General features: G+C 62.6%; 15 protein-coding genes. 7 read left to right on the top strand and 8 right to left on the bottom strand.

Going from position 1 to position 21,023, the window contains the following annotated elements:
* Positions 1 to 86: 86 nt before the first annotated feature.
* A complete protein-coding gene (locus tag AC5E6W_RS01610; protein WP_491750508.1) occupies positions 87 to 1,010 on the bottom strand; it encodes a manganese catalase family protein in 924 nt (307 codons plus the stop codon).
* 111 nt (positions 1,011 to 1,121) lie between these two features.
* Between AC5E6W_RS01610 and AC5E6W_RS01605 the strand changes: the two genes are divergently transcribed.
* The 3 genes from AC5E6W_RS01605 to holA are packed head-to-tail and all read left to right on the top strand — an operon-like array spanning position 1,122 to position 4,694.
* Positions 1,122 to 2,894 (top strand): M1 family metallopeptidase, encoded by a 1,773-nt coding sequence (locus AC5E6W_RS01605; protein ID WP_491750507.1) that lies wholly within the window; start codon positions 1,122 to 1,124, stop codon positions 2,892 to 2,894.
* Positions 2,895 to 2,898: 4 nt separating this feature from the next.
* Positions 2,899 to 3,483: an LPS assembly lipoprotein LptE gene (gene lptE / locus AC5E6W_RS01600; protein WP_491750506.1), complete on the top strand. Its 585-nt coding sequence runs from the start codon at positions 2,899 to 2,901 to the stop codon at positions 3,481 to 3,483.
* A gap of 26 nt (positions 3,484 to 3,509) precedes the next feature.
* Positions 3,510 to 4,694 carry a DNA polymerase III subunit delta gene (holA, locus tag AC5E6W_RS01595; RefSeq protein ID WP_491750560.1) on the top strand — a complete coding sequence of 395 codons (1,185 nt, stop codon included), beginning with the start codon at positions 3,510 to 3,512 and terminating at the stop codon, positions 4,692 to 4,694.
* An 11-nt stretch (positions 4,695 to 4,705) separates the two neighbouring features.
* Here holA and AC5E6W_RS01590 read toward each other — a convergent pair whose 3' ends face one another.
* Together AC5E6W_RS01590 and AC5E6W_RS01585 are read right to left on the bottom strand one after the other, a co-directional pair.
* Positions 4,706 to 5,779, bottom strand: coding sequence for a vWA domain-containing protein (locus AC5E6W_RS01590; RefSeq protein WP_491750505.1), 1,074 nt, complete (start codon positions 5,777 to 5,779; stop codon positions 4,706 to 4,708).
* 61 nt (positions 5,780 to 5,840) lie between these two features.
* Positions 5,841 to 6,911 carry a vWA domain-containing protein gene (locus AC5E6W_RS01585; RefSeq protein WP_491750504.1) on the bottom strand — a complete coding sequence of 357 codons (1,071 nt, stop codon included), beginning with the start codon at positions 6,909 to 6,911 and terminating at the stop codon, positions 5,841 to 5,843.
* Positions 6,912 to 6,981: 70 nt separating this feature from the next.
* Between AC5E6W_RS01585 and AC5E6W_RS01580 the strand changes: the two genes are divergently transcribed.
* The 3 genes from AC5E6W_RS01580 to AC5E6W_RS01570 all read left to right on the top strand — a co-directional run bounded on the left by AC5E6W_RS01580 (position 6,982) and on the right by AC5E6W_RS01570 (position 11,447).
* Complete coding sequence (locus AC5E6W_RS01580; protein ID WP_491750503.1) at positions 6,982 to 8,934, top strand: CocE/NonD family hydrolase; 1,953 nt, start codon at positions 6,982 to 6,984, stop codon at positions 8,932 to 8,934.
* Between the two features lie 361 nt (positions 8,935 to 9,295).
* Positions 9,296 to 11,221, top strand: a complete 1,926-nt coding sequence (locus AC5E6W_RS01575) for a phospholipase D-like domain-containing protein (RefSeq protein ID WP_491750502.1) — start codon at positions 9,296 to 9,298, stop codon at positions 11,219 to 11,221.
* A 19-nt stretch (positions 11,222 to 11,240) separates the two neighbouring features.
* On the top strand, positions 11,241 to 11,447 hold the full coding sequence (locus AC5E6W_RS01570) for a hypothetical protein (RefSeq protein WP_491750501.1): 207 nt from the start codon (positions 11,241 to 11,243) through the stop codon (positions 11,445 to 11,447).
* A gap of 159 nt (positions 11,448 to 11,606) precedes the next feature.
* Here AC5E6W_RS01570 and tdh read toward each other — a convergent pair whose 3' ends face one another.
* The 4 genes from tdh to AC5E6W_RS01550 form a co-directional block, all read right to left on the bottom strand.
* Positions 11,607 to 12,644 carry an L-threonine 3-dehydrogenase gene (tdh, locus tag AC5E6W_RS01565; protein ID WP_491750500.1) on the bottom strand — a complete coding sequence of 346 codons (1,038 nt, stop codon included), beginning with the start codon at positions 12,642 to 12,644 and terminating at the stop codon, positions 11,607 to 11,609.
* A 189-nt stretch (positions 12,645 to 12,833) separates the two neighbouring features.
* Complete coding sequence (locus AC5E6W_RS01560; RefSeq protein WP_491750499.1) at positions 12,834 to 13,517, bottom strand: MarC family protein; 684 nt, start codon at positions 13,515 to 13,517, stop codon at positions 12,834 to 12,836.
* A gap of 103 nt (positions 13,518 to 13,620) precedes the next feature.
* Entirely contained in the window at positions 13,621 to 14,544 is a 924-nt protein-coding gene (locus tag AC5E6W_RS01555) for an amidohydrolase family protein (protein WP_491750498.1), read from the bottom strand.
* Between the two features lie 29 nt (positions 14,545 to 14,573).
* The gene (locus tag AC5E6W_RS01550) at positions 14,574 to 15,434 is read right to left on the bottom strand and encodes a fumarylacetoacetate hydrolase family protein (protein WP_491750497.1); all 861 of its coding nucleotides are present in this window, start codon (positions 15,432 to 15,434) and stop codon (positions 14,574 to 14,576) included.
* A gap of 615 nt (positions 15,435 to 16,049) precedes the next feature.
* On the opposite strand from AC5E6W_RS01550, the gene AC5E6W_RS01545 reads away from it, so the two are divergent.
* Positions 16,050 to 19,943: a TonB-dependent receptor gene (locus AC5E6W_RS01545; RefSeq protein ID WP_491750496.1), complete on the top strand. Its 3,894-nt coding sequence runs from the start codon at positions 16,050 to 16,052 to the stop codon at positions 19,941 to 19,943.
* Between the two features lie 77 nt (positions 19,944 to 20,020).
* Here AC5E6W_RS01545 and AC5E6W_RS01540 read toward each other — a convergent pair whose 3' ends face one another.
* Positions 20,021 to 20,929: a LysR family transcriptional regulator gene (locus AC5E6W_RS01540; RefSeq protein ID WP_491750495.1), complete on the bottom strand. Its 909-nt coding sequence runs from the start codon at positions 20,927 to 20,929 to the stop codon at positions 20,021 to 20,023.
* Between the last annotated feature and the right edge of the window lie 94 nt (positions 20,930 to 21,023).

The following is a 21,023-nucleotide window of genomic DNA, read 5'->3' as shown; positions in this document are numbered from 1 at the left end:
TTATGCCGAACCACTGATTTCTGATGATGGATTGTGGAATGGAAAGAGGCAGCCATGGCGGCTGCCTCTCTTTTGTTCGGGGTGAGCTACTTGGCGTGTTTGGCGGTGGTGGTCTTCCTGGTTTTGGCGTGGGCTCCGTTGCCGTTGGTGGTCGCGCTCTCCAGGCCGGGCTTGTTGGTGCTGGGCTGGGTCTGGCTGAGGGCTTCGTCGAAGCAGGAGGTAGTTGCCTTCTGTCCGGCGTCCTGCTTGCCGCGCTCTTCCTGGCCTTCGGTGCCCTTGACGTCTTCGATGGCGAGGCCGGGGCCACCGACCATGTTGGACTCGACGGGCTCGAGGCCGAAGTCGGTCTGCCAGGGGCCGCGCATGTCGGTTTCGCCTTCGTCTCCATCGCCGGTGGAGGCGTTGAAGTACTGATCGACGAGGACGGGGGTGGGTTTGAGAAAGCCGATGGAGAAGGCGGGCTTTTCCATGCTCTCGAGGGCCGAGGAGAAGGCCTTCATGTGGGTGATCTCGCGGGTCATGAGGAATTGCAGGGTGTCGATGGTGCCGGGGTCGTCGGTGTGGTCGATGAGGCGTTCGTAGACGATCTTGGCACGGGCTTCGGCGGCGATGTTGCTGCGGAGATCGACGTCGAGCTCGCCGGTGATCTGGAGGTAATTGGCGGTCCAGGCGTTGCCGACAGAGTTGACGAGCGCCACGCCACCGCCGCCGGCGATGGTGACGAGCGGATCGGCCTCGGCGGCCTCGCGGTTGGTCTTGAGGTCCTTGAGGTGCATGCGGATGAGCGCGCCGACGACTTCGAGATGGCTCAGCTCTTCGGTGCCGATGTCGAGCAGGAGGTCGCGGCGGGCAAGGTCGTCCACACAGTTCCAGCCCTGGATGGTGTACTGCATGGCTGCGGCGAGTTCGCCGTTGGCTCCTCCGAATTGCTCGAGGAGCATGTTGCCGAACTTGAGGTCCGGCGTGCCGATGTTGACGGTGTACATGAGTTTCTTGACGTGGTGATACATAGGGGCCCTCGAGTGAATGTTTCAGTCTTGCGTGAGAGGGGACGTACGCCGCTAGGGCCGCTTCCTGGTCTCTGTAGGATGCAGATCGTTCGAGAGCGATAAGCTGGAAGCATGATTTCTGCTGGAAGATGGCTGGGAGCCATCCTGACGACGATCCTCGCGGTTGCCCCGGCGTGGGCCCTGACACAAGCGGGGACGCAGACCGCAACACAGCCGGTGAGTCAGCCGTCGGCGCAGAGTGCGACAACCACTCCGGGAGTGCCGGTGGGGCAGGGCGCGGCGGGGCCGGATGGGCTGAAGCCGGTGACGCGCGACGATGTGCTGCGCGGCGGCTATGGGCCGTATCGGGCGAACAACGATCTGCTGTTCTACCACCTCGACCTGCGCATCGATCCGATGGCGGAGACGATCTCGGGTGCGAACATGGTGCGGTTCCGGATGCTGGCGGATGGGGACAAGATCCAGCTGGATTTGACCCCGACGTTCCACATCGAGGGGATTACGTTCGAGGGCAAGACGCTGACGTACACGCAGGAGGAGCGGGCGATCTACATCAGCCTGGGCCGCGTGGTGCGCAAGGGCGAGACGGCCGAGGTGACGGTGAGGTACTCGGGCAAGCCGGTGCGGCAGGGGCGGTTTGGTTGCTTCAGCTTCGACAAGGATGCCGCGGGCAAGCCCTGGATTACGACGGCGTGCGAAGGTGAGGGCGCGAGCGTGTGGTGGCCGAACAAGGACCAGTGGCGCGATGAGCCGCAGGACGGCATGGAGATCGATGTGGCCGTACCGAATGGGCTGATGGATGTTTCGAACGGGCGATTTTTGGGGTCACAGGACCTTGGAGATGGGTATACGAAGTGGATGTGGCGGGTGCATTACCCGATCAACAACTATGATGTGGCGCTGAACATCGGGGACTATCAGCATTGGTCGGATGTGCACAAGAACAAGGAGACGGGTGAGCAGACGACGCTGGATTTCTATGCGTTGCCCGAGCACCTGGAGGGAGCGCACCGGCAGTTTGCGCAGGTTCCGGAGATGCTGGATGCGTATGAGCACTACTTCGGCGAGTATCCGTGGGACAAGGATGGGTACAAGCTGGTGGATGTGCCGTATGCGGGCATGGAGCACCAGTCGGCGGTGGCGTATGGGAACCGGTTTGCGAACGGGTACTACGGGCGCGACTGGACGGGTGTGGGGATCAGCCCGAAGTTCGACTTCATCATCATCCATGAGAGCGGGCATGAGTGGTTTGGCAACTCGGTGACGGCGGCCGATGTGTCCGATATGTGGATCCACGAGGGGTGGACGACGTACCTCGAGGTGCTGTATGTGGAGTACCGGTGGGGCAAAGCGGATGCGCTGCGCTATGCGAACGGGCTGAAGGCGAAGGTGCATAATCAGCGGCCGATCATCACGGAGCATGGGGTGAATCAGGAGCCGCCGCAGGACCAATACTTCAAGGGCGCGCTGATGATCAACACGCTGCGCAGCGTGATCGATGACGATGCGAAGTGGTTTGCGGACATCAAGGCGTTCTACCAGCAGTTCAAGTATCAGGACATCATGACCGAGGATGTGGTGGGTTGGTGGGGCAAGCGGACGGGCCTCAACCTGTCGCCGTTCTTCGACCAGTACCTGCGGCACAAGGACATTCCTACGCTGGAGCTGAAGTTTGCGGACGGCAAGGTGGAGTATCGCTGGAAGGCGGACGAGGCGGGGTTCGCGATGCCGATCAAGGTGGGCGATGCGGCGAAGTGGACGCTGGTGACGCCAGTGACTACCGAGTGGCGGTCGATGGCGTGGAGCGGAAGCGCGGAAGAGTTCAAGGTGGCGACGGATCTGTATTACGTGGCGGTCACGCGGGATGGTGTGGTGGTTCAATAGGGGTATGGGCGCGTTGGGAAAGAAGCAGATCCCCTTCGGGGATGACAACAAGAAGGGCAAGAGCTCGGTGCGTGCCGCAGCGGTGATGCTGGGCGCAGCGATGCTGCTGACGGGTTGTGGGTATCACCAGGTGGGGGCGGCTACGCATGTTCCGGCTGCGGTGCGGGTGTTGGATGTGCCGATCTTCCAGTCGAAGGTGCAGGCGTACAACACGGAGACCCTGTTCACGGCGGCGGTGGTGCGGGAGCTGAATACGCGGACGCGGTACCAGATCGTAAGCGGCAATGAGAAGGCGGCGGCGGATGCTACGCTGCGCGGGACGATCCTGGCGGAGACGATTGCGCCGCTGACGTATGACGCGACCAGCGGACAGACGTCGAGCTACCTGGTGAGCGTGACGACCAAGGTGGAACTGGTGGCGCATGACGGCACGGTGCTGTATGCGAACGATGCGTTTGCGTGGCGGCAGCAGTACCAGTCGACGCAGGATCTTTCGGGTTTCGTGCAGGAGGACTCGGCCGCAGTGCGGCGCATGGCGCATGACTTTGGGCAGGCGTTGGTGAGCGACATGCTGGAGTCTTTTAAGTGAGTGGGCAAGTGAGCGCGAAGAGCGGGATGTCGAAGTCAGGCAGCGAGTGGGTGTTCGATCCTGCGACGCGGGCGGGGCTGCGGTCGTTTGGGGCGGTGGACCGGTTCCTGAAGGAGATCGCGGGAGACGCGCGTAAGCCGGGGTATGTGCTGCTGGGGGCGGAGGCGTTTCTGCTGGAGTTGTGCCGGCGGGGTGTTGTGTCGGCGCTGGTGCCGGAGGGCTTCAAGGACTTTTGCCTGCACGATCTTGATCTCGCGCAGACGTCGATCTTCGAGGCGCTGGACCTGGCGCAGACGCCGTCTCTGATGGCTCCGTTCCAGGTGTTGTTCCTGCGCAACGTGAAGACGCTGTATGGGCGCGGCAGCAAGAAGGAAGAGTTCGCGGCGCTGACGGACTACTTCAACCGGTCGAATCCGCAGGCGCTGCTGGTGTTTATGGCGGACCACATTGCGCTGCCGCAGGATCTGCGGCGATTGGACTTCCAGGACAAGGAACGCGCGGACAAGCTGCGCGAGACGCTGGGTGAGCTGTGCGGCATGGTGGAGCTGCAGGCGGTGGCCGAGGAAGACGCGCTGAAGTGGGTGCTGCGTTCGGCTGAGGCGGCTGGTGTGGCGATGCAGGACGATGCGGCGCGTGAGCTGGTGGATGCGCTGAGCGGCGACATGCTGATGCTGTCGAGCGAGCTGGGCAAGCTGGTGTTGTATGCGACGGCGATGGCGCAGGAGCGCGGACGAGCCGAGCTGGGGCTGGTGGATGTGGAGACGATGGTGGCGTCGGCCAAGCAGCGGAGCTTGTATGAGCTGACGGATGCGATCAGTTTGAAGGATGCTCCGCGGGCGCTGGCGCTGTTGCAGGGGTTGCTGAATGCTTCGGATGGAGGCGAGGATGCGGCGATCGGGCACGTGTTCTCGCTGGCGAAGACGTACCGGCAGATGCTGGTGTTGAACGAGAAGCAGGTGAAGGATCAGCGGGCGATGTGGCAGGTGCTGTGGCCGGGGTTCCGGGTGGCGCCGTTTGCGGCGGACGCGTTGATCGCGCAGGCGCGGCGGTATCGGGACCGTGCAGACCTGACGCGCGGGCTGCGCTGGATTGCGAAGGCGGATGTGGAGCTGCGGTCGAGCCCGCCGGACAAGAAGCTGGTGCTGGAGCGGCTGGTGATGCGGCTGGCGAGCAAGGCTGGAGCGCGGGTGGCGGAGCTGCAGGCGGAGTAAGGCGAGCGGAGTTACTTTGGGGACTTCGGACGATTGTTTCCGATCACCGCAGGCGAAGGCGCGCCCAGGATCGTGCTGGGGTCGCTCTTTACGGATGCTGACAAGCTTGTCCAGTTGTTGCCCGTGGATAGGACCTGGACTGCCTTGGGTACCTCAAGCTCGATATGGTGAAAGCCGTCTCCTGCCTTGTCGGGGACCGGGAACTCCACGATGTATCGCGTGCGAAGGAGCTGCGCGAACCGCTCCAGCGTGTCGCGGGTCCAATCCGGGTCGATGGAGAAGATCAGGCCTCCGTTGGTGGCGGTGATTGGTAGCATCGGCAGGTTGCCCCTCTCTCCGCTTCGGACGGCAGAGAGCGTGTTGCGCAGCAGCAGATTGGAGACATCCGCGGTGGTCATGCGGATCGAGAAGACGGCGGCGCCCTGGCGGGCCGCAAGCACGGCGAGCTTTTCCGTCGAGATGGTGCTGCTGCTGTCGATCCCCGGGGAGATTACCAGGAGCACCCTGCGTCCGGGGGCGTCTCGCATTCTGGCGAGGATGAGTGCCATGTCGTCCCTTAGCTTGATCTTGCCACCGCAGTGATGCCCGTTGGGCTGATGCAACTCCGGCGCGGCAAACGCAGTGGCGAGGCCCTTCGCCATGGCCTCCCGCGTAGCAGAAGCTTGGCTCGCTGAACGAATCAGCTTGCAGTCGGCAGCATAGAGCGAGAGATCATCGGCGGGATGAAGAGCAGACTCCGCAAAGCCTGGCAGTTCGGCGACCACCGCCTTCAGGAGCATAGGGTTGGTATTGGCTTCATCCAGGAGGATGGCGAGGCTCACGGGATCGTCGCCCTCGACGCGGGTGCGAGTGGGATGGAAGCGCGGGCCGTCGTCGATGGAGACCTTGAACTTGTCGGCGGTCACACCTTCGAGGTTCCTCCTGTCCTGGTTGAGAACGAGGGCCGCTACCTGCATGCGGTTGGTGTACACATGCAGCGTGTAGGGCTGGCCATCCTTGCCGCCTGACGGCGAGGCTTCCTGGGCTGCTCCCGAGGCTGTGCCAAGTAGAAGAACGGCGAGCGCGAGGTGTTGGGTTGTGGGCATTCGGCAACAGTATGCCAGAGGTGCGGAGTCAACCGGCGCAGCCATTTGTCGCAGGACCGCTTCACTTAGGTTGCGGTGGGCGTTTTTTGCCTAGCACTGTAGATGAGGCGGCGGTGGGGACGGTGCTGGGATCGGCTTTGACGGAGGCGTCGATCGGGAGCCAGCTGACGCCGGTGGAGAGGACGATGCTGGTCTTCGGCACCTGGATGGCGAGGCCATGCGAGCCGTCCTGGGCGTTGTCGGGAGTGGCGAACTCGACGATGTAGCGGGTTCTCAGGAGGCGGGCGAAGTGCTCGAGCGTGGACTTCAATTCGCGCGGCTGGATGCTGAAGGTGAGGCCACCGTTGCTGGCGGCGGTCCTGCTCAAGGCGGCGGTGCTCGCCATCCCGGGGAGTGGTGCGGAGAGCACGCCGCGCAACCGAAGGTCGGAGACGGCGGCCGTGCTGCTGCGGATGCTGAAGACGGCGATGCTCTGGGTCCCGGCGAGTTTTGTCAGTCCTTCGGGAGTGGCTTTGCTGGCTCCGTCGATGCCTGCGGAGACGACGAGAAGGACGCGTCGTCCAGAAGTTCCTTCCATTCGGCCAAGGACGGTCGCCATCGCATCCCAGAGCGCCACGGTGGAGGAGCAGTGGTGTCCGTTGGCGTGGTGCAGCGTGGGGAAGCTCAGAGCGGCGGCGAGACCCTTCGCGATGATCTCCGGGGTGGCGGGAGCCTGGTTCAGCGAGGCGATCAGGCTGCAGTCCACGGCATACAAGGAGATGTGATCGGCGGGGTGCAGGGCATTGGCGGCGAGGCGCGGCAGCTCGGATTCGAAGCTCTTCAGCAGCGCTGGGTCGGTGTCGGAGGCGTCGATAAGCACGGCGAGATGGAGGGGGTCGTCGCCCTCGACGCGAAGGGCTATGGGGTGAAAGCGGGGGCCGTCATCGATGGAGATGCTGACCTTGTCGGGTGTGACGCCCTTCAGGTTCTCTGCGTCCTGGCCGAGCATGAGCGCGGCGACCTGCATGTGGTGCTGATAGACGTGCAGGGTGTAGGGCTGGGGGGGCGGCTGGTCTGGCTCCGGCTGCTGCGTGAGCGCCTGCGCGGCGATCAGCAAGAGAGCGAGGAGCGCGCAGATGCGGGCCGGGACCATGCGCAACAGTATGGCAGAGCGGCTGCCTCCCGATACAATCCGAAGATCGTCGAGGATTTGAGGAGTCGTGATGCGGAATGGAAGTGGCTGTCTGGCGTTGCTGGGTTTTCTGATGAGCGTTACGAGCGCTCGGGCGCAGGACAATGCGACGGCTACGCCGCCACCTCCGCCGACACCGCAGCAGCAGCGGGCGGCGATGACGGCGTTCTACAAGACGCACTATGCGAAGCATGAGTACCGTGTGCCGGCGCGTGATGGGGTGAAGATGTACACCGTGGTGTACACGCCGATCGCGAGTGAGTTTGCGGACAAGGGGCCGTATCCGTTCCTGATGACGCGGACGCCTTATAGCTGCGGCAACTATGACAATGCCAACGTGGAGCCGCGCGTGACCGGCAACATGGACATGCTGCAGTCGGGGTACATCCTGGTGTGCCAGGATGTGCGCGGGCGGTGGGACAGCGAGGGCAGCTGGCTGGAGATGACGCCGCCGAAGGATGGCAAGGGGATCGATGAATCCACCGACATGTACGACACGGTGGAGTGGCTGCTGAAGAATGTGGCGGGGAATAATGGGCGCGTGGGGATCATGGGCATCAGCTACCCGGGGTTCTATACGTCGGCGAGTATTATCGACAGCCATCCGGCGATCAAGGCGGCGAGCCCGCAGGCGCCGATGATGGACCTGTTCCGTGGGGACGATTCGTACCACGGCGGGGCGTTCATGCTGGATGCGAACCACAGCTTCTATGCGGCGTTCTTCAGCCCGCAGAAGAATCCGCTGACGAAGGAGCCGGAGAACAAGTTCGAGTTCAACCCGAAGGACATGTATGCGTACTACCTGAAGATGGGGACGCTGCAGCGGCTGGATTCTCCGGAAGGCAATACGAACCCACTGTTCCATGACCAGGCGGTGCATGACACGTTCGACGCGTACTGGAAGGCTCGTGACATGCGCGAGCATATGCATGGCGTGAAGGCTGCGGTGATGGAAGTGGGTGGGTGGTTCGATGCGGAAGATCTTGCGGGGCCGGTGATTACGTTCCATGCGATCGACAAGCTGAGCCCGGAGGCGAAGGCGAACACGATCGTTGAGGGGCCGTGGGTGCATGGTGGGTGGTCGCGCGGCACGGGCGCGAGTCTTGGGGATATTCGTTTTGGCGGCGAGACGGCGGTGTATTACCGGTCGCACATCGAGGCTCCGTTCTTTGCGCACTATCTGAAGGATGCGGAGTGGACTCCGCTGGCGAAGGCTACGGTGTTTGAGACGGGAAGCAATGTGTGGCGGCAGTACGCGGCGTGGCCTCCACCGAGTGCGAAGGCGACGATGCTGTATCTGCAGGCTGATGGCGGGCTGGGGTGGATCGAGCCGGGTGCGGCGAAGAGTGCGGACTCGTATGTGAGCGATCCGGCGCATCCGGTGCCATTTGTGCCGTATGCGACGGAGGGCGATGTGCCGCAGCGTTACATGGATGAGGACCAGCGCTTTGCTGCGACGCGGCCGGATGTGCTGACGTACGAGACGGAGCCGCTGACGGAGGACGTGACGGTGGCGGGGCCGGTGTCTCCGAAGCTGAGGATTGCGAGCACGGGCACGGATGCGGACTTTGTGGTGAAGCTGATCGATGTGTATCCGGAGGACTATAAGGACCCGGATGCGGAGAAGGTGGGCAAGCGCGTGCTGGATGCTCCGCCGGTGTTGATGGCCGGGTACGAGATGATGGTGCGCGGCGAGCCGATGCGCGCGAAGTTCCGTAACTCATGGGAGAAGCCGGAGGCGCTGACGCCGGGCAAGGTGACCGAGGTGAACTTCACGATGCAGGACGTGAACCACACGTTCCTGAAGGGGCACCGGATCATGGTGCAGATCCAGAGCACGTGGTTCCCGCTGATCGACCGCAATCCGCAGGTGTTCGAGGATATCTATAAGGCCAAGCCGGAGGACTACAGGAAGGCGACGGAGACGGTGTATCACCAGGCGGGCGCGGCGAGTGGTGTGGAGTTGATGGTGATTCCGAAGTAACGAGCACGCCTTAAGAAAGGGTACGATCTGCATCGTTGTACAGAAGGTGTTTCTGTACAGCGATGAGGTTTTCAGCGAAGAGCGATGAGGTCGATTTGTTCCTCGAAACGCGGCTTGCGGCTCTATATCTGAAGGCATCGCCCCTCTACAGGACTGAGCTGTAGAGGGGCGAGGTTTTCAGGCGTCCAGGCGCGAGGAGCTGATTCGCGCAAGCGTTTCGCGCGGGCGGTTTCATTTCGGCTATGACGACGGGTGCGTTGCAATCCGCGTGCATCGATACACTTTTGCTTTTATTCTGCCGTGCTAGACTGCCGCTGTTTCGAGCGTGTTGGGATCGTCCGTTGTGAGCAGAGGAGGACCGATGGCCGTCATTGCAACGACGAAGGGCAGCTTCATTCTGAAGGCCTACGTGGGCGACTTCAAGACGCTGCTGGCGTTCAACTTCAGCGCGCAGCCTGCGGCGCTGGCCGGGTTTACGATCCAGTGCCAACCGCCGAACAGTGCGCCGTACTACCTCTTCAACGAGCTGCAGTTTCAGGACCCGACCGATCACGCGCAGATCGCGACCGAGCGCGCGAACTCGACGGTGAATGCGCCGATCCAGAAGTATCGGTGGGTGCATGTGCCGGGGTCGTCGCATCAAGGCACGCAGCCGGCAGCGGGCGCTTACGTGTACACGGTGACGCCGCGATACTTCGATGCGAATGCGCGGATGCTGCCGCTGGATGCGACGTTGAGTGCGAGCGTGACGGTGGCGGTGGGGCCGTTCGTGAAGGGCGCGTTGTCGCTGGGATTCACGCGCGGGTATATGCAGTCGGAGGCCTTCGTGCATCACTTCACGAAGTCTGCGCTACTGGAGCCGGCGGGCAAGCCACTGCAGTTCGATACGTCGGGGCAGGCGGGGACAGATCCGACGGGGCAGCCGTTCACGTTCGCGGATGAGTATGCGTGGATGGGCTGGACGGCGCGGGTGCAGATCTTCGACGTGCTCGATGCGGTGGTGCAGGATAGCTCGCTGACGCTGGATGTGTTTGCGTACGACTTCAATGAGCCGGATGTGGTGACGGCCATGTTGACGCTGGCGAAGCAGGGACGCGTGCGGATGATCCTCGACAATGCTTCGCTGCATATGGGCAAGACGCCGGAGACGGCGTTTGCGGCGCTGTTTGCGGCGCAGGCGAAGGCCCCGGCGGAGCTGGTGCGGGGATGCTTCGATCGCTACTCGCACGACAAGATCTTCATCGTGAAGAAGAACAACGTTGCGGTGAAGGTGCTGACGGGGTCGACGAACTTCTCGCTGACCGGGCTGTATGTGAATGCGAACCATGTGCTGGTGTTCGACGATGCGACGGTGGCGGCATACTACGAGCAGGTGTTCGACGAGAGCTGGCAGATCCTGAAGGCGACGAAGACTCCGAGTGCTGCGGCCTCGAACGCGTTTGCGGCGACGAGTTATGCGACGCAGCCGTATGCTCCGAGCGGAGCGGGCTTGCCGAAGATGAGCGTTACGTTTTCGCCGCACACGACGAGCGACGTGACGACGATCCTTGGCGGCATCGCGGACCGCATCAACGCGGAGGCTGCCACGGATGGTGGCAGCGTGATGTTTGCGGTGATGCAGCTGACGGGAAGCAACACGCCGGTGTACAACGCGCTGAACGCGATTCATGGCAAGACAACGCTGTTCAGCTATGGCATCTCGGATGCACCGTCGGGGACATTCTTGTATGCTCCGGGATCGAAGACGGGCGTGCTGGTGACGGGCAAGACGGGCAACGTGACGCTGCCGCCGCCGTTCGACCAACTGCCGTTGCCGCCGGGGCATGAGATCCACGACAAGTTTGTGGTGTGCGGACTGAACGGCAAGGATCCGGTGGTGTATTGCGGGTCGTCGAACCTTGCGACGGGTGGTGAGAACCAGAACGGCGATAACCTGCTGCAGATTCACGATGCGGATGTGGCGACTGCATTTGCGATCGAGGCGCTGCTGCTGGTGGATCACTATGACTTCCTGGATAAGTACAGGGTGGCGAAGGCGAAGACGGGGACCGCGACTTCGAAGGCTTCGACGTCTGGGACTCCTGCGAAGGCGGCGACCAAGAAGGCTGCTAGTCGCGTGGCGAAGAAGGCGGTTGCGAAGAAGGCCGCAGTGAAGGCGACACCCGCCAAGACGAAGAAGGCGGCGGTGAAGAAGACGGTCAAGAAGGCTGCAGCCAAGAAGGTGGTTGCGAAGAAGTTCGTTGCGAAGAAGGCTGTAGCGAAGAAGTCGGCGAAGCGTTCACGCTAGATCGACCAGGAGAGAAGCGATGGCTACGAAGAAGGTGAGCACGAAGGCCGCGGCGAAGACTGCCGTCCCGAAGGCGAGTGCGGCTCCTGCGCTGACGGCTCAGCCTGGCTCGGCACAGCAGGCTGCGGTGCAGGCGGAGATCTATCTGGCGACGGATGATGCGTGGTCGACGCGGTATTGGAATGACAACGACCTGCATGCGATGGAGCGGAAGCTGTTTGGGTGAAGCTCGACGGACTAGAAGCGCTTTGCGAGCTCCGTGCGGCGACGAGTTGCGCTTGCTGTAGAGGGGCGAGGTCTTCAGGTTTCGAGGTGCGAGGAAGTTCTTCCCCGGGGTGGTTCTGTAGAGCGATGAGGTGTGGAGCTATGAGCTGTGAGGAAGCGCTCAGGCGATGAGGCTGGTCCAGTCGAGGACTACCTTGCCGGTGTTGCCGGACATCATCGCGGCGAAGCCTTGCTCGTAGTCGGCGTAGCTGAAGCGGTGGGTGATGATGGGCTTGATGTCGACGCCGCTTTCGAGCATGACGGACATCTTGTACCAGGTCTCGTACATCTCGCGGCCGTAGATGCCTTTGAGCGTGAGCATGTTGAAGATGATGGCTCGCATGTCGAGCGGGCCGGGTGTGGCGGGGATGCCGAGGATGGCGATCTTGCCGCCGTGGCTCATGTTGGCGATCATGTCGGCGAGGGCCTGAGGGCTGCCGGACATCTCGAGGCCGACGTCGAAGCCTTCGGTCATGCCGAGCTGCTTCTGGACGTCGCCGAGCGTGGTGTCCCTGGGGCTGATGGCTAGCGTTGCGCCCATCTTCTTGGCGAGGTCGAGCCGGAAGGGGTTCATGTCCGTGACGACGACGTGCCGCGCGCCGGCGTGGCGCACGACGGGGATGGACATGATGCCGATGGGGCCGGCTCCGGTGATGAGGACGTCTTCGCCGAGGATGGGGAAGCTGAGCGCGGTGTGGACGGCGTTGCCGAAGGGATCGAAGATGGCGGCGACTTCCTGGTCGATTCCGGGGTGATGCCGCCAGATGTTGGTCATGGGGAGCGCGATGTACTCGGCGAAGGCGCCGGGGCGATTGACGCCGACGCCGAGGGTATGCGCGCAGAGGTGGCGGCGGCCGGCGAGGCAGTTGCGACAGCGACCGCAGACGACGTGGCCTTCGCCGGAGACGATGTCGCCGGGGAAGAAGTCGTTGACGTTAGAGCCGACCTTGACGATCTCGCCGACGAACTCATGGCCGATGGCCATAGGGACGGGGATGGTTTTCTGGGCCCACTCGTCCCACTGGTAGATGTGGACGTCGGTGCCGCAGATGCCGGTGTAGCGGACGCGGATGAGGACGTCGTTGATGCCGATGGTGGGCTCGGGAATGTCTTCGAGCCAGAGTCCGCGTTCCGCCTTTGCCTTGACGAGAGCCTTCAACCGTCGATCTCCTATGGGCTGATGTGGTGATCAGGCCGCGCCTTCCAGCGTACCCGGAGGGGAGGGATTGTGTCGCGGGGTGTTGCGTGTCGATTGAAGGCGAGAAAAACGGCGGATCGGGTGGTGAGTCTGGAGTCTAGAGTTTTCAGTTCCCAGATGCCAGTGTTCCAGATGCCAGTGTTCGGTTGCTTAGCGGTGCTGGATGACCACGGCGTGGAGGAGTTGCGAGAGGCCGTTCCAGGCGATCTGTACGCCGATGCAGAGCAGGATGAAGGCCATGACGCGGAGCATCCCGTGGGCGGTGGTCTGCGAGACGGCCCGGGTGAGGCGCACGGCGTTCGCGTAGCAGACGTAGACCAGCACGCTCATGACGACGCAGGCGGCGAAGATGCCGAGGTGTCCGAAGACCTTATCGGTGAGGGTTTGGTTGGAGATGTGTGCGGTGAGGGTGAGCATAGCCACCAGCGTGCCGGGGCCGGAGGTGATGGGAAAGGTGAAGGGATAGAAGGCCTTGGCCATCAGATCCTGCTCGGTGGAGTCGCAGGAGGGATCGCCGGCCTCGCGGCGCTTGCCCGCGGGGGTGGAGGTATCGGCGCCATTGAGGGTGGACCAGCCGACGGCGGCGATGACGATGCCGCCGGAGAGCTGCACGATGGGTAGCGACAGGCCAAAGAAGTTGAGGATGGCGGCGCCCAGCAGCTCAACGACAGCGAGGAAGATGAGGTTGTTGATGGCGATGCGGCGGGCGACGCGGCGATAGACGTCAGGGGTCGCTTCTCCGGCGAGGCCGAGGAAGACCAGACCCGAGCCGAGCGGGTTGATGAGCGGCAGAAGGGCCGTGAAGGCCAGCAGGAATGAGGTCCAGATCTGCAAGGTTTGTGGGACTTCCGTGGGTGCGGTTGTTGGATGTCGGGGGTTGCTTGCCGGTAGGGGCGGCGGGCCAGAGTCCAGATGCCAGTGTGCCAGATCCCAGGGGTTAGAGGTTGTAGCTGCGGGTGGCAGTGAGGCCGAAGATCTGGGCTTGCTCCTCGTCGCTGAGGCCGGCGAAGTAGGTGCGGAGGACTTCCCACCATCCCGCATAGCCTGTCGCGACGAGGCAGACGGGCCAATCGCTTCCGGCCATGAGGCGGGTAGGTCCGAAGGCTTCGAGAACGGTTTCGAGGTAGGGGCGCAGGGTTTCGAGCGACCAGGACGTCCAGTCGGCTTCGGTGACGAGGCCGGAGACCTTGCAGGTGACGTTCGGGCGCCTGGCGAGCTCGAGGAGGTTGGTGCGCCAGGGCTCGAGCTCGGCGGCGGCGATGCGGGGCTTGGCGATGTGGTCGAGTACGAAGGGCTGCTGCGGGTGCCGGTCGACGAAGCGGATGGTTTCCTGGAGCTGCCGCTCGAAGATGAGGATGTCGTAGACGAGGTTGTGCGAGGCGAGGGCAGCGACGCCGCGGTTGAAGGCGTCGCCATCGAGGAAGCCTGCGGGCTCGGCCTGCACGACGTGGCGGATGCCCTTGAGCTTGGGATCGTCGATGAAGGCGTCGAGGAGGGCTTCGATGTGGACATCGGCGAGGGGAAGCCAGCCGACGACGCCGCGAATCGCGGGGCAGCTTTGGGCGAGCTGCAGGAGCCAGCGGGTTTCCTTGAGGGTCTGGCGGGCCTGGACGGTGATGGCGCCGTCGATGTTTGCGGCGTGGAGCTCGTGCTCGAGGTCGGCGGGGAGAAAGTCGCGGCGGAGGGCGGGCATGGAGTCGTCGATCCAGCCGTAGTCCTCGGGCGTGTAGCGCCAGAGGTGGTGATGGGCGTCGATGGTCATAGGGAGAAGTGAGTAGAGGTCAGTGAGTAGTGAAGTAAAGCTATGACAGTTGAGGCGATGCGGCTTTGCCGGTGTGGCGCGGAAATCCTGCGAACCCACGTCTCAGAAGCGAGACGTGGGGCACCCGATTACTGCTCTGCGACGGTCTTGTTGCGGAGCTCGCCTAGCTTTTCTACGCGGAGGACCATTTCTTCGTTGGGCCTGATCCAGCGCTTGGGGTCGCGGCCTAAGCCTACGCCTTGCGGGGTTCCGGTGCTGATGATGTCTCCGGGCTCGAGGGGAACGATGGAGGAGAGGTACTCGATGAGCGCGGGGACCTTGAAGATGAGGTCGCGGGTGTTGGCGTGCTGGAGGACTTCGCCGTCGATGGCGAGGGAGATGTCGAGGGTGTGGGGGTCGCCGACTTCGTCGGCGGTGACGATGGCGGGGCCGAGCGGGCAGAAGGTGGGGAAGCTCTTGCCGAGGGTCCACTGGGTGGTCGCCAGCTGGATGTCGCGGGCGCTGATGTCGTTGCAGATGGTGTAGCCGAAGACGTGCTGCTGCCAGTCGGCGGCGGCGATGCGGAAGCCTCCCTTGCCGATGACGACGGCCATCTCGACTTCGTAGTCGGGCTCGGTGGAGTTCTTCGGGAGGATGACGGTGGCGTCCTGCCCAACGATGCCGGACTGGAGCTTGAGGAAGACGGTGGGGACGGCCTGGGTCTTCATCTTGGATTCGGCGGCGTGCTCGGCGTAGTTGAGGCCGATGGCGAAGATGCGTGGCGGATTGAGGATGGGGGCGAGGAGGGTGACGTCGCTGAGCGGAAGGCGCGGAGCGGAGTTGAGGGCGGCCTTGACCTGGGCGAGCGCGGCGTTGCCTCCGGCGATGATGGCGAGGGTGTCGGCGAAGAGGCCGGAGAGGTCGGCGACGACCTCGGCCGGGGATTCGTCGAGCAGGACGCCGGGGTGCGGGGTGGGGCTTCCGGGGGAGCGGAACGTCACAAACTTCACGGGGACAAATCTCCTTAGGTGAGTGTTGGCGGAAGGAGTTAACGCTACCTGCCGCGCTCGACGTTACGAGGATAGCAGTGGAGGGCCACGGCTAAAGTCGGAGCTGATGCCCTGCCTTCCGGAGGGCCGGACGTCTCCGGTGGCCTCGCTCGCGGACCTGCCGGACGCTTGTGGAGAATGCGTTTGCAATTTGACGGAATTGTTATATTCTGAAGAACATCGGATCACGTTCATCTGGTTCTCGTTCCAGCAGTTCCGGAACGTAGAAGCCTTTTCACCGCAGACCCATCCTCTGTTTCGGCAGCACTGTTCCCGCAGCTTGTACCCATAGCCTTACCCCAACCCAGTGTGGAGGCGAGCGCCGTAGTGTATCCGGGACCCACGACGACGATTCCTGCGGCTGATCCTTCCAATCAGCCTGCGTTTTCCTGATTTGCTCGCGTTTCGGCGCGTTTCTTCTTGCTTTGCGCTGACTAGACGGACAAGAGGGCGACAGCCATTCGACAGCTTGTCGAGGGCTGGACGCGATCATGTACCCGCAAAACTTTGCAACACCTTTCAGGAGGCACCACCGTGGTAGACCGCATCCGTAGATCCGCTTTCTGTTCCTTCGTCGTGGCGACGCTCCTGTTCGTCGTGACCGCTACGGCTGTCTTTGCTCAACAGACGCTGGGCGGCGTTACCGGCACGATCACGGACCCGCAGGGAAGCGTCGTTTCCGGTGTCGCCGTCACCGCCGTATCGAAGGAGACGGGCCTGCAACGCTCCGCGGTGTCGAACGCCGAGGGTACGTACTCGCTGGTGAACCTGCCGATCGGTACGTACACGCTGACCTTCACGCGGGATGGCTTTGCGCCGGAGAAGTTTCCGGGGATCGCAGTCTCGGCCGACCGCACGCAGACGGTTCCGGTGGCACTGAAGGTGGGCGGCAGCAGCGAGTCCGTAGAGGTGGATTTTCAGCCGCTGGTGAATGCGGTGGATACGACCAACGGGTATGGACTGGACAAGGCGCAGATCGCGAATATTCCGCTGGCTACGGGCAGCGTGTTTGGCGCGGCGATCCTGACTCCGGGCGTGAACGCGGAACTGCCTTCGGGCACAGGAGCGCTGTCAGGACTGGGCAATCCGCCGATCTGGGCGAATGGCCAGCGCGATACGTCGAACAGCTTTTCGCTGAATGGTGTGGATGCTTCGAATCTGTTCAACGGCAAGAGCACGTCGAATGTGGGTTCGGCGCGCGTGATCAACTCTACGGGTGTATCGACGTCCGGCGGCGGCGCCGGCGTCATCCAGTCGAGCGCTTCGGTGTATCTGTCGATCGGCAACGCGATTCCGACTCCCGCTCCGGAGACGGTGGAGGAGATGCATGTCAATGCGTCGATGTATGACGCGCAGCAAGGATCAACATCCGGCGCGCACATCGAGGTGAACACGGCAACCGGTACCAATGCGTACCACGGTTCGGCGTATGGCCGCCGCGGGACAGATGCGATGAACGCGGCGCCGTTCTTCTTCAAGAATGACCCTGGCATTCCTTCGGCTCTGAAGGTTCCAGAGCTGCATCGCTGGATCGCAGGCGGCACGGCGGGCGGACCGATCATCAAGGACAAGCTGTTTGGATTTGTCTCATACCAGCATCTGCATGTGTCGGATCAGGAGATTGGCGACAGCTTTCTTGCGGTGCCAATTGGGTTGAGCGATACGACGCGCGATGCGAACGACTTCGCCGCTCTGTCGAACGGCAGCTTCTGCACACCGTATGACCAGGCGAACTATGGCTGCACGCCCATCGCTTCGGGGACCAGCATCGACAAGGTGGCGCTAGGGCTGTTCAACTCGCCTGCGCTTCCGGGCGAGCCCGGCAAGTGGCTGATCCCGAATGCCACCAGCATGCCGACGTATCAGCATCCGTTCAGCGCGTTCCTTCCCGGCACAGGGCGTTTCAAGGCCGACCTGGCGGTGGCGAACCTGGACTACAACGCCACGAAGAAGGACACGGTTGCGCTGAAGTACTACTACCAGCACGATCCCACGCTTGCGCCGTATGCGTACTCGAGTGTTCCTGGTTTTACGGAGCATCTCGACAATGGAGCGCAGGTCGTCTCGATCATCAACACGTACCTGGTCAAGTCGAACCTGAGCACGACGCAGAGCTTCGGGTTCATTCGCGAGAAGACGTGGATGGACAACCAGCAGCCGTTTACCCCCCAGTCGATTCCGGCAGGTTCGCTCGGCACGGTATCGATGAACACCTTCGGCTCGACGTACTTCCCGGGCATCTCTATCTATAACGTCTTCGGCGATTACAACCCAGCAGGACTGAGTTCGGCGATCCTCAACATCGGACCGAACGCCGAGGGACAGTCGCCGAACACCGGCGTCTTCCAGAATCGTTTCCAGCCGTCTGCGAATGCGATCTGGACGCTGGGCAAGCACACGTTGACGTTCGGCGGGAGCTACTCCAACACGCAGCTGAACACCATCGACAAGCGCACGGGTACGGGCACGGTGGCGACGGATGACTTCAGCCAGTTCGCGCAGGGCCAGGTGACTCCTGGCGGATCGTACTCGGGCTTCTATGTCAGCTCGTTCCTGCAGGGTAACGCGAACCGTTACTACCGCGCTAACCAGGTTGGCATGTACGTGCAGGACAAGTTCCAGGTGACGCCGACGCTCTCGCTGACGGCGGGCATCCGCTACGACTGGGATGGCGGACTGACAGAGAAGAACGGACGCCTGTTCAACTTCGACCCATCGCTCTACAGCTACAACGCAGCGTCAGACACCATCACTAACCCGGGCTTCATCATTGCGGGAAACAACGCTAACGGGACCAGCGGGGTGAGCAATACGACGCTGACGGGCAGGCAGTGGGGTATTGGGCCACGCGTGGGCGCGGCGTGGCAGCCGGAGATGTTCCATAACAAGGTGGTGGTTCGCTCAGGCTTCGGGATGTACTACGATCGCGGCGAGCTGTTCAGCTACTTCTCGCCGGGATACGCCATCGGTACCGTTACGGGTGGGCCGTTCGGTGTGAACCAGCAGCTGCCGTTCGTGACCGCGCAGACCTGTCCGCTCTCTTCGACCTACCTGTACGAGGGCTATATTGCGACCTGCGGTGGTGCGGCGAACGATGCTACCTCCGCGGAAGGCAACCTTGAGAACCCATGGGGCGGCTCGCCATCGAAGCCTCCCACGAACCCGAAGGCTTCTGATCTGGCAAGCTACTTGCCGAATCTCGCAGCGATCGAGGACTACACGCAGCCGATCTCACTGGGTGTGTACGACCGCAAGAACAAGTTGCCCTACACGTATAACTACACGCTGGACATCCAATGGCAGCCGCGCAATGACCTGGCTATCGACATTGGCTATGTGGGCAACCTGGGCCGTCACCAGGTCATTCCGGTACCGTTCAACCAGCCCGGCCTGGCGACCGCATCGAACCCGATCCATGGCGAGGTCTACAGCTATGGTTACTCAGTCTCGGATAACTACGTGCCAATCAACCTGCCAAACAGCACAGCGCAGTATCGCTCGGACTTCGAGGGCGGCAACGTCGACCATCGCGTACCCTACGTCGGTTATGCGGCGGAGTCGATCGACTATAAGGCTGCGGGCGTGGATCAGTACAACGCGCTCAATGCTCACGTGGAAAAGCGGATGAGCCATGGTGTGCAGGTGGGCGTGTCGTACACGTACTCGCATGCGCTCGATGAGCAGAGCGGCCTGGGTCTTTTCTACAACGGCAATAACCCCCTGAACCTGCGCGATGGCTACGCTTCGGCTGACTTCGACCGCACGCATGTGCTGAACTTTAACTATGTCTTCCGTGCTCCGGACCTGATCCACGATCACGGCATTGGAAGTTACTTCGTCAATGGCTGGTCGCTGGTGGGACTTACGGTGTTACAGAGCGGGCAGCCATACAGCGTGATCGACTTTTCGGGCGCGGTGGGTTCGATTTACTATTCGACGGCGGACGGCATCACGAACCCGATTGTGCCGTTGGCCAGCGGGTGCACGCCGAAGAGTGCCAAGACAGGGCTATCGGGTGCGTTTGGCGACGTGGCGCTGAAGGCTTCGTGCTTCACCATTCCGTTGCTCACCCCGAGCGCGAGCAATGGCATTCCGAGCAATGATCCGTATGAGACGGGCTTCACCAGCGGACAACGCAATATCTTCCGCCAGGCGTTTCAGCGTCGTGCCGATGTCTCCGCGGTGAAGGAGACACACTTCGGCGACCGCTATGCGTTGCGCTATACCTTCGATGTCTACAACCTGACCAACAGCGCGAGCTTTGACGTTCCGGGCAATGAGGTCTCGCAGAACGCGGGATACAACGCGTTTCCGCAGACCGGCACGACGCCCTTGCCGACCAATAACTGCTCGACCGATCCGGGCGGCGTCAATACAGGCTTCTATAACTGCCCGGGGGGACTCGGTATCGTAACGCACACCATTGGCAGCCCGCGTCAGATCCAGATGTCGTTGAGCTTCATGTTCTAAGGCTGTTGAACGATGGAATGACGAGACGCTCCATTCGTGCGCAGAGGTTGCGCTGGATGGGGCGTCTCGTTGTTGGGTCAGTCGCCGCCGCTCTTTTGAATGCGGGCACGCTGTTCGCGGAGCAGGGCCAGGAAGTCTTCGAGCGCGGCGCTGTGGTTGGTGGGGTTCCAGGCTACGGCGAGACCGAGCGAGAGGGTGTTGGGCGTGAGTTCGCTGAAGGCGAGGCCCTTGGCGCGGAGATGACGCACGCCGGCAGGCACGAGCGCTACGCCTTCGCCGGCTTCGACAAGCGTGAGGACGCCGGACCAGGTGGGTGAGGTGTTGACGATGCGCGGTGTGAAGCCTTCGGCGGCGCAGAGATCGAGGACCGCGTCGAAGAGCGGCGGATTGGCGCGGCGATCGCAAAGGACGAGCGACTCGTCCGCGAGCTGCTTGATGTGCACGCGGCGATCGGCGAAGCGATGGTCGGGCCGCACAACGGCGACGATGGGATCGCGATAGAGCAGCTCGGATTTGAGGGTGCGGGTGAAGGGCGATTCCAGCGGCCGGGTGAGGCCAACGTCGATGCGGCCATCTTCGAGGGCGATGGGTTGTTCGGACGCGTGCATGTCGATGAGCGCGATGCGAGTGCCGGGGCGGCGGCGGCGGTATTCGCGGATGATGCGGGGGAAGAATCCGCCTGCGCCCCAAAGGAAGAAGCCGATGCTGAGCGTTCCGAACTCGCCTTTCTCGGAGAGGCGGGTGAGGTCGATGGCGCGCTGGGCAGAGTCGAGGGTTTTGCGCGCTTCGTCGAGGAAGACGAGGCCCTGCGGGGTGAGTCGAATGCTGCGTCCGGTGCGGTCGAAGAGGGCGATGCCGAGCTCGTGCTCGAGGTCCGCCATCTGCTCGCTGACGGCCGACTGCGAGACGTGCAGGCGACGCGCTGCGGCGGTCATCGAGCCGAACTCCGCGACGGCTTGAAAGTAGCGAAGATGACGCAGTTCCATGCGAGAATGAGTCTATCGGAAATACCGATGTCATGGTCCGGAATAAACTGCGGAACCTTTGGGTCATATTCGAGTCATACTTAAAGTCTCAGCC

It is taken from the genome of Bryocella sp. (genome assembly GCF_058498515.1).
The sequence above is the reverse complement of the archived record's forward strand: the minus strand, read 5'-3'. Positions and strand labels throughout refer to the sequence as shown.

Coding starts and splice junctions, on each gene's coding strand:
- AC5E6W_RS01610 (WP_491750508.1), bottom strand. CDS start 1,010: ATGTATCACCACGTCAAGAAACTCATGTACACCGTCAACATCGGCACG.
- AC5E6W_RS01605 (WP_491750507.1), top strand. CDS start 1,122: ATGATTTCTGCTGGAAGATGGCTGGGAGCCATCCTGACGACGATCCTC.
- lptE (WP_491750506.1), top strand. CDS start 2,899: ATGGGCGCGTTGGGAAAGAAGCAGATCCCCTTCGGGGATGACAACAAG.
- holA (WP_491750560.1), top strand. CDS start 3,510: ATGTCGAAGTCAGGCAGCGAGTGGGTGTTCGATCCTGCGACGCGGGCG.
- AC5E6W_RS01590 (WP_491750505.1), bottom strand. CDS start 5,779: ATGCCCACAACCCAACACCTCGCGCTCGCCGTTCTTCTACTTGGCACA.
- AC5E6W_RS01585 (WP_491750504.1), bottom strand. CDS start 6,911: ATGGTCCCGGCCCGCATCTGCGCGCTCCTCGCTCTCTTGCTGATCGCC.
- AC5E6W_RS01580 (WP_491750503.1), top strand. CDS start 6,982: ATGCGGAATGGAAGTGGCTGTCTGGCGTTGCTGGGTTTTCTGATGAGC.
- AC5E6W_RS01575 (WP_491750502.1), top strand. CDS start 9,296: ATGGCCGTCATTGCAACGACGAAGGGCAGCTTCATTCTGAAGGCCTAC.
- AC5E6W_RS01570 (WP_491750501.1), top strand. CDS start 11,241: ATGGCTACGAAGAAGGTGAGCACGAAGGCCGCGGCGAAGACTGCCGTC.
- AC5E6W_RS01540 (WP_491750495.1), bottom strand. CDS start 20,929: ATGGAACTGCGTCATCTTCGCTACTTTCAAGCCGTCGCGGAGTTCGGC.